At 65.3% G+C, this 15,084-nt stretch carries 11 protein-coding genes; 9 read left to right on the top strand and 2 right to left on the bottom strand.

Annotation, left to right across the window (positions count from 1 at the left end; genetic code table 11):
- Positions 1-129 precede the first annotated feature (129 nt).
- Positions 130-687, top strand: coding sequence for an NADPH-dependent FMN reductase (locus PSEEN_RS16445; protein ID WP_011534674.1), 558 nt, complete (start codon positions 130-132; stop codon positions 685-687).
- Between the two features lie 81 nt (positions 688-768).
- Here the strand turns inward: PSEEN_RS16445 and phnX are convergent, their stop codons facing one another.
- Entirely contained in the window at positions 769-1,596 is an 828-nt protein-coding gene (phnX, locus tag PSEEN_RS16440; RefSeq protein WP_011534673.1) for a phosphonoacetaldehyde hydrolase, read from the bottom strand.
- 34 nt (positions 1,597-1,630) lie between these two features.
- Positions 1,631-2,737 carry a 2-aminoethylphosphonate--pyruvate transaminase gene (locus PSEEN_RS16435; protein WP_011534672.1) on the bottom strand — a complete coding sequence of 369 codons (1,107 nt, stop codon included), beginning with the start codon at positions 2,735-2,737 and terminating at the stop codon, positions 1,631-1,633.
- A gap of 113 nt (positions 2,738-2,850) precedes the next feature.
- On the opposite strand from PSEEN_RS16435, the gene PSEEN_RS16430 reads away from it, so the two are divergent.
- From PSEEN_RS16430 to PSEEN_RS16395, 8 genes are all read left to right on the top strand, one after another.
- Positions 2,851-3,714: a LysR substrate-binding domain-containing protein gene (locus PSEEN_RS16430; protein WP_011534671.1), complete on the top strand. Its 864-nt coding sequence runs from the start codon at positions 2,851-2,853 to the stop codon at positions 3,712-3,714.
- A 64-nt stretch (positions 3,715-3,778) separates the two neighbouring features.
- Positions 3,779-4,810, top strand: a complete 1,032-nt coding sequence (locus PSEEN_RS16425; RefSeq protein ID WP_011534670.1) for an AraC family transcriptional regulator — start codon at positions 3,779-3,781, stop codon at positions 4,808-4,810.
- A 70-nt stretch (positions 4,811-4,880) separates the two neighbouring features.
- Complete coding sequence (locus PSEEN_RS16420; protein WP_011534669.1) at positions 4,881-9,434, top strand: NEL-type E3 ubiquitin ligase domain-containing protein; 4,554 nt, start codon at positions 4,881-4,883, stop codon at positions 9,432-9,434.
- Between the two features lie 89 nt (positions 9,435-9,523).
- A complete protein-coding gene (locus tag PSEEN_RS16415; protein WP_011534668.1) occupies positions 9,524-11,170 on the top strand; it encodes an acyl-CoA synthetase in 1,647 nt (548 codons plus the stop codon).
- A gap of 12 nt (positions 11,171-11,182) precedes the next feature.
- Positions 11,183-11,950 carry an SDR family NAD(P)-dependent oxidoreductase gene (locus tag PSEEN_RS16410; protein ID WP_011534667.1) on the top strand — a complete coding sequence of 256 codons (768 nt, stop codon included), beginning with the start codon at positions 11,183-11,185 and terminating at the stop codon, positions 11,948-11,950.
- Positions 11,951-11,962: 12 nt separating this feature from the next.
- On the top strand, positions 11,963-13,156 hold the full coding sequence (locus tag PSEEN_RS16405) for an acetyl-CoA C-acyltransferase (RefSeq protein WP_011534666.1): 1,194 nt from the start codon (positions 11,963-11,965) through the stop codon (positions 13,154-13,156).
- Positions 13,157-13,164: 8 nt separating this feature from the next.
- On the top strand, positions 13,165-14,292 hold the full coding sequence (locus tag PSEEN_RS16400; RefSeq protein ID WP_011534665.1) for an acyl-CoA dehydrogenase: 1,128 nt from the start codon (positions 13,165-13,167) through the stop codon (positions 14,290-14,292).
- Positions 14,293-14,305: 13 nt separating this feature from the next.
- Positions 14,306-15,079 (top strand): enoyl-CoA hydratase, encoded by a 774-nt coding sequence (locus PSEEN_RS16395; RefSeq protein WP_011534664.1) that lies wholly within the window; start codon positions 14,306-14,308, stop codon positions 15,077-15,079.
- The last annotated feature ends 5 nt before the right edge of the window (positions 15,080-15,084 follow it).

Genomic DNA, 15,084 nt, shown 5'->3' with positions numbered 1-15,084 from the left:
AAATGTCTGTACCCATAGACCAGCAAAAGGCGTGGGAAGTTTTCAGCCGGATGGAAAAAAATCCGAAGCCCGAGGAACGGTCATCTATAACTAGTTACGTCCCTTTTCCAGCACAGGAAGTTTATCGCCATGAGCCAGGTCTATTCGGTAGCGGTGGTCGTCGGCAGCTTGCGCAAGGACTCCTACAACCGCAAGGTGGCCCGCGCGCTGTCTGAGCTGGCGCCGTCCAGCCTTGCCCTGCGGATCGTCGAGATCGGCGACCTGCCGTTGTACAACGAGGATGTCGAGCCCGAGGCGCCGGAGGCGTGGAAGCACTTTCGCGACGAGATTCGCCGCAGCGACGCGGTGCTGTTCGTCACCCCGGAATACAACCGTTCGGTGCCGGGTTGCCTGAAGAACGCCATCGACGTGGGGTCGCGGCCTTATGGCCAGAGTGCCTGGAGCGGCAAGCCGACGGCGGTGGCCAGCGTGTCGCCAGGGGCCATCGGCGGGTTCGGCGCCAACCATGCGCTGCGTCAGTCGCTGGTGTTTCTCGACATGCCGTGCATGCAGATGCCCGAAGCGTATATCGGCGGGGCGGCGACGCTGTTCGACGACAGCGGCAAGCTCAATGACAAGACCCGGCCGTTCCTGCAGGCGTTCATCGACAAGTTCGCGTCGTGGGTGAAGCTGAACCGGGCTGTCTGAAAGGGGCGGTTCGCCGGCAAGCCGGCTCCTACGGGTATGGTGTAGGAGCCGGCTTGCCGGCGAACCGCTCGCATACCGCGATCAAACAGCTTGCGGCATCTCGCCCTTGGCCAGGCGCCGGTTGATATCGGCGATCACTTCGGGCAGCTCGTTGATGGTGTCGATCAGGTAGTGCGGCCGCGAGGCGGCGAACATCCCGTGGATACGCTTGCGCTCGCTCTCCAGTTTTTCCGCGCTCAGCGCCCGGTAACCTTCCCAGGTCAGCCCCAGGGCATTGCCCGAGCACACCAGTGCCACGGTCCACATCCCGGCGCGGCGCCCTTCGAGAATCCCCGGCACGGTGTCGTCGACCTTCACGCACGCCGCCACATCGTCGATGCCCAGGGCGATCACGTTGGCCAGGGCCTGGGCCGGCCATGGGCGGCCGTTCGGGGTCTCGTCGGTGGCTACCACGTGGTCGGCCACGTAGCCGTTCTGCGCGGCCAGCTCGACCACCTTGTCCATCACCACTTTCGGGTAGCCCGAGCACGAGCCGATCTTAAGCCCCTCCTTGCGCAACCCGGTCAGCGTATCCAGCGCACCGGGAATCAGCGCCGAGTGCACGGCAATCTTCTCGATCTGCAGCGGCATGAAGCGCTCGTAGATGGCGGTGACGTCGTCATCGGTCGGGGTGCGGCCGAACACCTTGCGATAGCGCTCGGCGATCTCCGGCACGTCGCACAGGGTGCGGATATGGTCCCACTTGCCCATGCCCATCGGGCCACGGGCCTCTTCGATGGACACTTGCACGTCGAACTCGGCAAAGGCTTCGACGAAGATCTGCGTGGGGGCGAAGGAGCCGAAGTCGACCACGGTGCCGGCCCAGTCGAGGATGGCGGCTTGCAGCTGGGTGGGGTTGCTGTAGTTCATGTGCGCGTTTTCCTTGAGTTCGGTAGGCAGAGGGTCAGATGTCCAGCACTTCCATTTCCCGCAGCACCTCGGCCACGGCATCCACGGCGGCCTGCATGCCGGCCGCGCCGACCACGCCGATGCAACCAACGCGGAAGGTCTCGACCTGGGTCAACTTGCCCGGGTAGAGGATGAAGCCCTTGGCCTTGACCCGCTCGTAGAAGTCCTTGAACTGGTAGCGCGGGTCTTTAGGCGCGTGGAAGGTGACGATGATCGGCGCCTGGATCTCGGCGGGCAGGAAGCTGTGCAGGCCGATCTTCGCCATGCCGTCGAGCAGGGTCTGGCAATTGTCCTGGTAGCGCTGGTGACGGGCGGGCAGGCCGCCTTCCTCGTTGTACTGCAGCAGCGCTTCGTGCAGGGCGGCGACCACATGGGTCGGCGGGGTGAAGCGCCACTGGCCGGTCTTGGCCATGTAGGCGTGTTGATCCTGCAGGTCCATGGCCAGGGAATGGGCGTTGCCTTCGGCGGCGGCCAGGGCGGTTTTTTCGGCGAACACGAAGCCCATGCCCGGCACGCCTTCCAGGCATTTGCCGGAGGCCGCGATCAGCGCTTCGAAGGGCACTTCGCGAGCATCGATCGGCAATGCGCCGAACGAACTCATGGCGTCGATGATCAGGCGTTTGCCGTGGCGCTGGATCACCTGGGCGATCTCGGGCAGCGGGTTGAGGATACCGGTGCTGGTCTCGCAGTGGATCAACGCCACGTGGGTCACGGCAGGGTCGGCGGCCAGCAGGCGGTCGACGTCCTCGGCGGTGGTCGGCTGGTCCTCGGCGGTTTCGAAGGTGCTGAAGGTGCGGCCGAGCACCTTGCAGATCTTGGCCAGGCGCTGGCCGTAGGCACCGTTGATCAGCACCAGCACCTTGCCGTCACGCGGTACCAGGGTGCCGATGGCGGCCTCGACGGCGAAGGTGCCGCTGCCTTGCAGGGGGACGCAGTGGTGGCTGGCGCTGCCGTCGATGATGGCCAGCAGTTGCTCGCACACGCTGGCGGTCAGCTGGTTGAAGTCGCGGTCCCAGGAGCCCCAGTCCACGAGCATGGCCTGGCGGGTGCGGGTCGAGGTGGTCAGTGGACCGGGGGTCAGCAGGATCGGGGCGTTGCTCATTCCGAGGTTCCTCACGTGCGGTGGGCTGGAAACTAGTGGGGCTAGGTTGCAATTCGCCGAATCATCAATCAAATTGTTTGTAGATATGCCAGCCATAAGTAAGGCCGATAGATATGAACCTGTTCCAGCTCCGTGCTTTCGACGCCGTCGCTCGCGAGGGCAGTTTCACCCGCGCCGCCGAGCGGCTGTTCATCAGCCAGCCGGCGGTCACCGGGCACGTGAAGGCCCTGGAGGAGCACTACCAGATCACCCTGCTGCGGCGCACCGCGCGCCGGGTCGAGCTGACCGAGGAGGGCACGCGCCTGGCGGCCATCACCCGGGCGATGTTCAGCCTGGCCGAAGAGGCCCAGGCCATGCTCGAGGCCAACCGCCAGTTGCTCACCGGGCGTCTGGAGGTCGCAGCCGATGGCCCGCACCGGGTCATGCCGATGCTGGCGCAACTGCGCGAGCGTTACCCCGGCATCACCGTCAACCTGCGCCTGGGCAATGCCCAGGAAACCCTGGGTGCACTCTTGTCGGAGCATGCCGATGTGGCGGTGCTGACCGAGATCGAACCGCGCAAGGGCTTGCACCTGCAAAGCCTGTGCGAGTCGCGGTTGTGCGCGCTGCTGCCGGTTGGGCATGCCTGGGCGGCGGCCGAAGGCGACCTGCCGCTGGCCGAGCTGGACAAGCAGATCATGGTGCTGCGCGAGCCAAGCTCGACCACGCGGCGCACCTTCGACAAGGCGTGCGCCGAGGCGGGTGTGCAGCCTCGGGTGCTACTGGAGCTGGACAGCCGCGAGGCGGTCACCGAGGCGGTAGCGGCGCAACTGGGCATTGGCGTGGTGTCCTCCACCGAGGTGGCCCATGACCCGCGGGTGGTGGCGCGCCCCTTGTCGGGCCTCGGCCTGGTCAACCAGCACATGGTCGGCTGCCTGGAGCGCAGGCGCGAGCTGCGCCTGATCCAGGCGTTCCTGGGCCTGGCCGCCGGCCAGTGATCGGCGGCTGACGTTTCCCCTCCACCGGCCTAAGATGGCCGGCACTGAACAGACTGGATTGTCGATGAGCGAGAAGGACACCATTTCCATGCAGCTGGTGCGCGAGGCGCTGCTGCAGACCTGCCCGGCCGGCGAGCCCGACGCCGCGCTGCTGGCGCGCGCGGGTATCGATGCCGAGCAACTGGACCGGCCCGAGGCCCGGGTCAGCGCCGAGTCCTATGCCCGGCTCTGGCGCCTGCTGGCGCGGCGCTGCAACGATGAATTCTTCGCCATGGACCGGCGCGGCCTACGCAGCGGCAGCCTGGCCTTCATCGCCCGCAGCGCCATGGCCCAGCCCACGCTGGGGGCTGCGCTCGACGGTGTGCTGGCCTTCCTGTCGCTCATGCTGGAAGACTTGCAACCAAGCCTGGTGCGCCAACAGAGCCTGGCCGAGATCGTCATTAACGAGCCCAGCGACCAACCGCGGCGGGCATTCACCTATTTCACTTTCTGGATGATTGTCCACGGCGTGGCGTGTTGGTTGGCCGGACGGCGCATTCCGATCCTGGCCATCGACCTGCGTTGCGCCGAGCCGCCGTTCTGTGATGACTACCGGGTGATGTTCTCCGAGAACCTGCAGTTCGAGCGCCCGCGCACGCGGATGATCATCGCCGCCGAATGCCTGGAACTGCCGGTGCGGCGCACGGACGAAGAGTTGCAGCGTTTCCTGGCCGAGGCCCCCGGCAACATCCTCGTCAAGTACCGCGACCCGGCAAGCCTGGCCCGGCACATCCGTCATCGGCTTCTGACGGTGTCGCCGGGAGCGTGGCCGGATGCCGAGCAGGTGGCGGGAACCCTGCACATGTCGGTATCGACCTTGCGACGTCGCCTGTCGGAGGAAGGTCAAAGCTATCAGGGAATCAAGGATGGGGTGCGGCGGGAACTGGCTATTGCCTGGTTGGCGCAGGCGCGGCTAGGCCTGGGCGACATCGCCGAGCGTCTCGGCTTCGCCGACGTCAGCTCGTTCCACAGGGCGTTTCGCAAGTGGTTCGGCTGCAACCCTGGGCACTACCGCTCGCTGGTCACCCGTGAGGGGGCAGAGGCTGCGCATGGGTGAGCCTTCCCCCTGAAGGGTGGCCGATGGCCTGGGCATCGTGGGGCGCCTTAAATCACAAGGACCTCACTGCATGAAAGCGAATCCCCCGGCACAGCCAGTGGCCACGAAACTCGAGCGTTCGCATAAGCTCCTGGATGACTTCATCGGCGCCAAGCTGCCTGCCTGGCTCAAGCAGGCGTCCGTGCACCGACTCAAGGCCCTGCATGAAGCCTTCACGGCCCATGAGAAAAGCCGCAAGCGCCTGGCGCAGGCGACTTCAGGACTGGTGTCGGCACAGCAGTTCGCCGAGCAGAAACTCAAGCCGATGCTCGAAGCGCTGTTGCCCGACGGCCCCGCACTCGATGCCCTGGAGTGGATCAGTGCCTGGTATGAAGTGTCGCCCATCATGTCCACGCCAAGCGTCGAACCCCGTTCCATACGCTTATCCGCAAGGCTTCGGCTGATGCAGAACTTTTCCGCGTCCTCGTCGTTCTTCGTTGCAACCGGCCTGGTGCGCAGTGGCGCTTCGGTTGTACTGGTCGACCCCGACGATGTCGCCCGCCGGTGCCGCACGTTGGACCTGGGCAAGCAGTACCAGACCCTGATCGGACAGGTGCTCACGCCGGCCAATCGCACGCTGCTCGCCCAGCACAAGCGCGATGCGTTCGCCCTGATGTGCGAGCTCGCCCTGTGCCGCGAGCAGATCAGCGTCGAGCAGTACATGGCACTGAGCCAACTGGCGAGCGCAAAAGCCGACCAGCCAGGCCAGCAATGCTTCGCCAGCGCGGGTGAGTTGCGTATGTTGGGGTGCATCGTCGAAAACGCGTTGAAAATCCAGTTGCGCGATGGGGCGGGTGAGGACAAGGGCGTGATCCTGTACGTGCCCGACGATGGGCAGAATTCCCTGCGGTATTTCCAATCGTCCGAGCGGATGGCGCTGGCACTGGTGAGTGAACTGGGCAATGCCGATATCCGGCGGGACTTCCGCGAGCGGATTCGCCTGCGTGATCGGGCCGCCTTCAGCAAGTTGCTGGACATGCGCCTGAGCGATGATGCGCCTGATCTTGCGCTTGAGGCAGGCTCCCCCGGGCAAGACATCTTCACCACCCTGGCCAACAGCCAGATCGGGCGGTTCCAGGATGATGGCAAGCTGTTGTTGGTCTCGAGCGCGGACGCTGACCAACGGGCCGCCAACGAGCGCCTGGAGGCCTGGACCGAGTTCGGCCTCAGTGTGCTCGGGCTCGCCGGCCTGGGTATCCCGATCGTTGGCGTGGCGCTGTTCGCGACCTTGGTGGTGGACACGCTCGCACACGTCTACGAAGGCGTTGTCGACTGGAGCGAGGGGCACCAGCATGAAGCGCTCGAACACCTGTTCCACGTCGCCGAGACCGTGGCCATCACGGCGGCCACTGCTGCCGGGGCGACTGTGGCGACGCGGGTGTTCGCGCGCAGTGCGTTCGTCGATGACCTGGACCCGGTCAAGTGGGGTGGTGGTTCGCGGCTGTGGAGCGCCGATCTGCAGGTATACGAGTCGGACCCCGGCGCCGCGCCGCTTCTGGATAACGGCCTGTATGGCGAAGGCACGCGGCGCTGGCTGCGTGTCGAAGACAAGTACTACGAGCTAAAGCAGGACCTCCCGGGTAAATCGTGGCGTTTGCGCCATGCCAGTCGCGAGGATGGTTTTGGGCCGCCGGTCGACTTCAATGGCGAGCGAAGCTGGCGCATCCGCCTGGAGCGGCCTCTGGAGTGGGATGACAGCACGCTGATGCTCAACCGCCTGTGGCCGATGGACCCGCCACTGTCCGACAAGATGGCCAATCGGATCCTGCGGGTTGCCGGTGTCGACAAGGACGAACTGCGAGGTGTGCTCGTGGAGAACCGTCCGGCGCCAGTTGCCTTGCGTGACACGTTGCGCCGCTATATGGCGACGCAGCGGATCACGGCGTTGTTCAGCGCACTGAAGGCACCCAACGCGGTCCTCGAGGACGCCCAGCTCATGGCATGGTGCAAGGCCCGTGACGACATGCGGGCGCTGGATGAAGAGGCGATCGGCAAGCAATTGCTGGCGCGTCGCCATGAGCTTTGGGAGCCCCTGCAGAAATACCTGGCCGAAGAGACGTTACTCGCCGAAGACCCTCTGGAGGCACTGCCGGATGAGGCGGTGGCGACAGATGAGCTGCTCGTGCAATTGCAAAGCGAGTTTCCCGGCTTGCCCCCGGCATATGCGGCGGAGGCCCTGCAAAGCGCCGATTCCGTGCTGCGGCGGGTCGCAACCGATGAGTCCCGCCTGCCAATGGCCATTCTCAGGCAAGTCCGCCCGCTGCTTTTCCAGGCGCGGCTGACGCGTGCCTTGGAAGGCCTTCTGCTGGGCATCAGCTACAGCGACGGAACCGGTGAACTGGTGCTGGGCCTGCTGTCCAGGCTTGCCAATTGGCCTAGGTCGATCAACCTTGAGCTGCGCGAGGGCTCCCCTTTCGGCCGCCTGATCAGTGTGATGGACCCGCAAGGGGTACCAGGAAAACGCACCATCCTGGTCTGGCGGTCGGGACAGTTCCACCTCTATGACGCCCAGGGAATGGCGTTGGAGCGGGAAGTCGAGGCGCCCGGCGGTTTGTTCCAGGCCTTGATCGCGGTATTGGGGGTTGGTGGGAAGCAGGCGCTCGAACTCTCGGGGGCGGCGCCCGCCGAGCAGTTGCGCGAGGCGGTGATCGCCTTGCTGCCGAACACCCGGGCCGGTGTCGTCAATCGGTTGGGCTGGAGGCCAGGCACGCCTCGATTCAACCCAGGCAGGCGTTTGCCCGACGGGCGCGTCGGCTACACCCTGGGCGGGTCCCTCTCACGAAGCGCCGGGACCCTGGACACGCTAAGGCAACGTGCCCGGGCGCTCTACCCCTCGCTGAGTGTCGTCGAGGTGGACAGGATGGTCCACGAGTGGGAGGTGAGCACAGGGGATGCCATCGAAGAGCTGCTGTCCCAGGAAACCAACTTCACCTTCCTCGATGACGCACTGATCGCCTGGGAGCGCGAGCCACGCAGCCGGAGCATGCGCAACCGGCGCCGGCAGTTCTCCAATCGCTTGCGCGGTGCCTGGCGGTACGAAGGGGAAACGGTCCGCAGCCGCAGCGGCGACAGGATCGGGCGAGTCCTGAATACCGAGGGCTGGCGTGTCGGCACATTGCCGGAACTGCCAGCTGAGGTCGACATGGGGCACATCTATGAATTGCGGATGTCCGGCATGGACTTGCTGGATGTGCAACCGAATTTCCTGGGTTGCTTTGATTCCCTGGAATCCCTGAACCTGAACAACAACCTGTTGACCTCGGTACCCGCTCAGGTTACCCAGCTACCCCGTCTCAGAAGGCTGGAGCTGAGGTCCAACCGGATCCACATGAACGCTGCGGGGACGGCTGCGTTGTCCAGGCTCGAGGCGCTGGAGACACTGGTGCTCGATTTCAACCCCCTGCGTTCACTCGACCTGGACTTTTCCCGCCTCACTCGACTGGAGGTCCTGAGAGTGAATCGCTGTTCCCTGAGAAGCGTGCCGGCGGGTCTCGAGCGGTGCGCTCAACTGATAGTGGCTGACCTGCGCTTCAACCTTATCTCCACGGTTCCCAATGGGCTGATGGCCACGTCAAGGGCGTTCAGGCGGCGGGTGAACCTGGATGGCAATCCATTGCCATTGCAAACCCTGACCGCGTTCATGGCCGGGGATGCTGGCGAGCCTGTCGAGGCGCCACAGCCGGCGGTCGCCGACCCGTTGCAGCGTTGGCTCGAGACGGTCGAGCCACAGGCGCGCCCAGTGCGGCGCGCCATGTGGTTGCGCGTTCAGCAGCTCCAAGGCAGCACCGAGCTGTTCAATCTGCTGGCCAGTCTCACCAGAACCCAGGACTTCATTCAGGCGCCTGACTACATTGGCGAGCAGGTCTGGCAGTTGATAGAGGATCTCGACACCGACACTACGTTGCGTGACGACCTCTTCACCCACGCTGGGGTGCAACTCACCTGCCACGACAGTGTCGCAGAGCGTTTCAGCCGTATATGGCTGCGGGCGTTGGTGCATCATGCCGAGGCAGAAGGCAAGACCGGTCATCATGGTGATTATCTCCTGAGGCTGGGGCGCGCCCTCTATCGTCTGGACCGTCTGGATGAGTTTGCCAGGGAGGAAGTCATGCAGCGCGAGGCGCTGGGCCAGGATGTCGACGAACTCGAAGTCGTGCTTGGCCTGCGGGTCGAATTGGCGGACACCCTGGGGCTGATCGGGCAACCCCGGTCGATGCTGTTCTCCGCCATCGCGGACATCACGGTGGTGCTCAAAGAGCGGGCCGTCGACGCCGTGCTGGCGGATGAGACCGATGGGCAGCTGGTGCAGAGCCTGGTCAATCGCGAGTTCTGGCGCGACTACCTGAAGCAGCGCCATGCCACGCTGTTCGCCAAGCATGACGAGGAGTTCGTCGACAAGCTCGCCGAGCTGGACGAGCAGGCGATGAGCAGCGACGAGTACCTCAAGGCTTGCAATGCCGTGGCGACGGAGCGTGAGGCCAGCGAGCGGGCCGTGCTGCTTGCGCTCAGCCAGGATGTGCTGGACCAGGAAGCTCTGGGGCTGAAGCTCGACCCGGAGGATGGCGAATCCGCTCAGCCGGATTGACAGCTTTGGCCATTGCCGGTTGAGGCGGCCGGCGCGAACATCGTCAGATTGAAGGTGCACTCCAACAATAAGAAACCAGGAGTCTGACGATGCGCGATTACGCCGAAGCCGCCCGTTCGTTCGACCATGCCCAGGCTGCTGCGGCGGCGCTGCATGGCAACTTCGAGGCCCTCAACGCTTGTGTCGAGTGCTGCGACCGCCACGCCGGCATGGGCAAAACCGCTCTGGTCTGGGAAGACCGTGACGGCGACGGCGGGCGATACTCCTTTGACCAGTTGCAGGCCTTGGCCGCGCGCTTTGCCAATGTGCTCAAGGCGCAAGGCGTAGGGGCGGGTGACCGGGTCGCCGGGCTGATGCCGCGTACCCCGGAACTGTTGGTTACCATTCTCGCCACCTGGCGCCTGGGCGCGGTCTATCAGCCGCTGTTTACCGCGTTCGGGCCCAAAGCCATCGAGCACCGCCTCGAGCAGTCCCATGCCAAGGTAGTGGTCACTGACCGCAACAACCGACCCAAGCTCGACGACGTGGCGGATTGCCCGACCATCGTCACGGTCGGCGCGGCCGAGGGCGAGCTGGACTTCCAGCGCAGCCTTGAAGCCGCCGCCAGCGATTGCGCGCCGGTGATGCGCACGGGCAACGATCCGTTCCTGCTGATGTTCACCTCAGGCACCACGGGGCCGGCCAAGCCGCTGGAAGTACCGCTGCGGGCCATCGTCGCCTTCCAGGGCTACATGCGCGACGCCATCGACCTGCGCCCGGAGGACAACTTCTGGAACCTGGCCGACCCAGGTTGGGCCTATGGGCTCTATTACGCTGTCACCGGGCCGCTTTCGCTGGGCCACGCCACCACGTTCTACGACGGCCCGTTCAGCGTCGAAAGCTGCGCCCGGGTCATCGACAAGCTGGGCATCACCAACCTGGCGGGTTCACCGACGGCCTATCGCCTGTTGATCGCGGCGGGCAGCGCGTTCTCGGCACCGATCAAGGGCCGCCTGCGCGTGGTCAGCAGTGCCGGCGAACCGCTCAACCCCGAAGTGATCCGCTGGTTCGCCGACGAGCTCGGGGTGACCATCCACGACCACTACGGCCAGACCGAGTTGGGCATGGTGTTGTGCAACCACCATGCGCTGTCGCATCCGGTACACCTGGGCTCGGCCGGTTTCGCCATCCCTGGCCATCGCATCGTGGTGGTGGACGAGCAGGGCAACGAACTGCCAGCCGGCCAGCCCGGTATCCTCGCGGTTGACCGCGAGCAGTCGCCGCTGTGCTGGTTCGCCGGTTACCACGGGTTGCCGACCAAGGCCTTCGTCGGCAAGTACTACCTGTCCGGCGACACCGTCGAACTCAACCAGGACGGCAGCATCAGCTTCGTCGGCCGCAGCGACGATGTGATCACCACCTCCGGCTACCGGGTCGGCCCGTTCGACGTGGAGAGCGCACTGGTCGAGCACCCGGCGGTGGTCGAGGCGGCAGTGATCGGCAAGCCGGATCCTGAGCGCACCGAGCTGATCAAGGCCTTCGTGGTGCTTGGAAAGGGCTTCGAGGGCAGCCCCGAGCTGGAGGAAACCTTGCGCCAGCACGTACGCCAGCGCCTTTATGCCCACGCCTATCCCCGTGAAATCGAATTCGTCGGCGAGCTGCCCAAGACCCCGAGCGGCAAGCTGCAACGCTTCATCCTGCGCAACCAGGAAATCGCCCGACAACAAGCCGCGCAGCCGATCGCTGCGGGCGCCTGAAGGAAGACCGATATGCAAATCACTCACAAGCACTTCATCGTCAGCGGCGCGGCCTCGGGCCTGGGCGCCGCCACTGCGCAGATGCTCATCGAGGCGGGCGCCAAGGTCATGCTGGTCGACCTGAACGCCGCCGCCGTCGAGGCCAAGGCAAGCGAGCTGGGCGCCAACGCGCGCTTCGCGGTGGCCGACATCAGCGACGAGCAGGCCGCCAAGGCCGCGGTCGATGCCGCCGTCAGCGCCTTCGGCAGCCTGCACGGGCTGGTCAACTGTGCTGGCATCGTCGGTGCCGAGAAGGTCCTGGGCAAGAACGGCCCGCACGCACTGGGCAGCTTCGCCAAGGTTATCAACGTCAACCTGATCGGCAGCTTCAACCTGCTGCGCCTGGCTGCCGCGGCCATGGCCGAAGGGCAGGCGGACGAAGGCGGGGAGCGTGGCGTGATCATCAATACCGCCTCCATCGCCGCCTACGATGGCCAGATTGGCCAGGCGGCCTATGCCGCGTCCAAAGGCGCTATCGCCAGCCTCACCTTGCCGGCCGCCCGTGAACTGGCACGCTTCGGCATCCGTGTGATGACCATCGCCCCCGGCATTTTCGAAACCCCCATGATGGCCGGCATGACCGAGGAAGTCCGTGCCTCGCTGTCCGCCGGCGTGCCGTTCCCGCCACGCCTGGGCCGCCCGCAGGAATACGCGGCGCTGGCCCGCCACATCATCGAGAACAGCATGCTCAACGGCGAGGTTATCCGTCTCGACGGCGCGCTGCGCATGGCTGCCAAGTAAGGAGAACCGAATATGAGCCTGAACCACGATCCTATTGTCATCGTCAGCGCCGTGCGCACGCCCATGGGCGGCCTGCAGGGCGACCTCAAGAGCCTGACCGCGCCGCAACTGGGCAGCGCGGCGATCCGTGCCGCTGTCGAGCGTGCTGGCATCGATGCGGCCAGTGTCGAGCAGGTGCTGTTCGGCTGCGTGCTGCCGGCTGGGCAAGGTCAGGCGCCGGCGCGCCAGGCCGCCCTCGGTGCCGGTCTGGACAAGCACACCACTTGCACCACCCTGAACAAGATGTGTGGTTCGGGCATGCAGGCGGCGATCATGGCCCACGATCAACTGCTGGCGGGTAGCGCCGACGTGATCGTCGCCGGTGGCATGGAAAGCATGACCAACGCGCCGTACCTGTTGGACAAGGCCCGTGGCGGCTACCGCATGGGCCACGGCAAGATCATCGACCACATGTTCATGGACGGCCTTGAGGACGCCTACGACAAGGGCCGCCTGATGGGCACCTTCGCCGAGGACTGTGCGCAGAAAGGCGACTTCAGCCGCGAAGCCCAGGACGCTTTCGCCATTACCTCGCTGACCCGCGCCCAGGAGGCGATCAAGAGCGGCCGTTTCGCCGCCGAGATCGTCCCGGTGGAAGTCACCGAGGGCAAGGAGAAGCGCGTCATCAAGGATGACGAGCAGCCGCCCAAGGCACGCCTGGACAAGATCCCGCAGCTCAAGCCGGCCTTCCGCGAAGGCGGTACCGTCACCGCGGCCAACTCCAGCTCCATTTCCGATGGCGCTGCGGCAATGGTGCTGATGCGTCGCTCCGAAGCCCAGAAGCGCGGCCTCAAGCCGCTGGCCGTGATCCATGGCCATGCGGCCTTCGCCGATACCCCGGCGTTGTTCCCCACCGCGCCGATCGGCGCCATCGACAAGCTGATGAAGCGCACCGGCTGGAACCTGGCGGAAGTGGACCTGTTCGAAATCAACGAGGCCTTCGCCGTGGTCACTCTGGCGGCCATGAAGCAGCTCGACCTGCCCCACGACAAGGTCAACATCCATGGCGGCGCCTGCGCCCTGGGCCACCCGATCGGCGCTTCGGGCGCGCGTATCCTCGTGACCCTGCTGTCGGCCCTGCGCCAGAACAACCTGCGCCGCGGCGTGGCGGCCATCTGCATCGGTGGTGGCGAAGCGACGGCCATGGCGGTCGAGTGCCTGTACTGAGGTGAACCATGCTGGTAACTGAAGAGCAACAACAAATCGCCGACGCGGTGCGTGCTTTCGCCCAGGAACGGCTGAAACCGTTCGCCGAGCAGTGGGACAAGGAACATCGCTTCCCCAAGGAGGCCATCGAGGAGATGGCCGGGCTCGGCCTTTTCGGCATGCTGGTGCCGGAGCAGTACGGCGGCAGTGACACCGGCTATGTCGCCTATGCCATGGCCCTGGAAGAGATCGCCGCCGGCGACGGTGCCTGCTCGACCATCATGAGCGTGCACAACTCGGTGGGCTGCGTGCCGATCCTCAAGTTCGGTACCGAAGCGCAGAAGCAGCAGTTCCTGGCGCCATTGGCCAGTGGCGCGATGCTCGGCGCGTTCGCCCTGACCGAACCCCAGGCGGGTTCCGATGCCAGCAGCTTGAAGACCCGCGCACGCTTGGACGGTGATCACTACGTGCTCAACGGCAGCAAGCAGTTCATTACCTCCGGGCAAAACGCCGGCGTGGTAATCGTCTTCGCCGTGACTGATCCCGACGCCGGCAAGCGCGGCATCACCGCTTTCATCGTGCCCACCGACGCGCCCGGCTACCAGGTGGCGCGGGTCGAGGACAAGCTCGGCCAGCACGCCTCCGACACCTGCCAGATCGTCTTCGACAACGTGCGGGTGCCGGTAGCGAATCGCCTGGGCGAGGAAGGGCAGGGCTACAAGATCGCCCTGGCCAACCTCGAGGGCGGTCGCATTGGTATCGCCTCGCAGTCGGTGGGCATGGCCCGTGCCGCCTTCGAGGTGGCCCGCGACTACGCCAACGAACGCCAGAGCTTTGGCAAACCGCTGATCGAGCACCAGGCGGTGGCTTTCCGCCTGGCCGACATGGCGACCAGAATCGCCGTGGCCCGGCAGATGGTGCTGCACGCCGCCGCCCTGCGCGACGCCGGGCGCCCGGCGCTGGTGGAAGCCTCGATGGCCAAGCTTTTCGCCTCGGAAATGGCCGAAAAGGTCTGTTCGGACGCCTTGCAGACCTTGGGCGGTTATGGCTATCTGAGTGACTTCCCGCTGGAGCGGATCTACCGTGACGTCCGGGTCTGCCAGATCTACGAAGGCACCAGCGACATTCAGCGCATGGTCATTGCGCGCAATCTTTGAAGGAGCAGCCTGCATGGCATTCGAAACCATCCTGTTGGACATCCACGGCAAGGTCGGCCTGATCACCCTCAACCGCCCACAGGCGCTCAACGCGCTGAATGCGCAGATCGTCGGCGAGATCAACCAGGCCCTGGACCAGCTGGAAAAGGACCCGAACATCGGCTGCGTGGTGCTGACGGGCTCCGCCAAGGCCTTCGCCGCAGGTGCCGACATCAAGGAAATGGCGGACCTGAAGTACCCGCAGATCTACGTCGAGGACCTGTTCAGCGACGCCGATCGTATCGCCAACCGGCGCAAGCCGATCATCGCCGCGGTGTCGGGCTTCGCCCTGGGCGGTGGTTGCGAGCTGGCGATGATGTGCGACTTCATCCTCGCTGGCGACAACGCCAAGTTCGGCCAGCCGGAAATCAACCTGGGCGTGCTGCCAGGCATGGGCGGCACTCAGCGCCTGACCCGTGCGATCGGTAAGGCCAAGGCCATGGAGCTGTGCCTGACTGGCCGCCTGATGGGCGCCGAGGAAGCCGAACGCGCCGGCCTGGTGGCGCGTATCGTGCCGCAGGCCGAGCTGGTGGAGGAAGCGCTGAAGGTGGCCGCAACCATCGCCAGCAAGTCGATCCCGGTGAGCATGATGGTCAAGGAGAGCGTCAACCGTGCCTTTGAAGTCACCCTGAGTGAAGGCGTGCGCTTCGAGCGTCGGGTGTTCCACGCCGCCTTCGCCACCGAAGACCAGAAGGAAGGCATGGCGGCGTTCATCGCCAAGCGCGAGGCACAATTCAAGGACCGTTGACGAGT

This window comes from Pseudomonas entomophila L48 (assembly GCF_000026105.1).
In the GTDB taxonomy this organism is placed as follows: domain Bacteria; phylum Pseudomonadota; class Gammaproteobacteria; order Pseudomonadales; family Pseudomonadaceae; genus Aquipseudomonas; species Aquipseudomonas entomophila.
The sequence above is the reverse complement of the archived record's forward strand: the minus strand, read 5'-3'. Positions and strand labels throughout refer to the sequence as shown.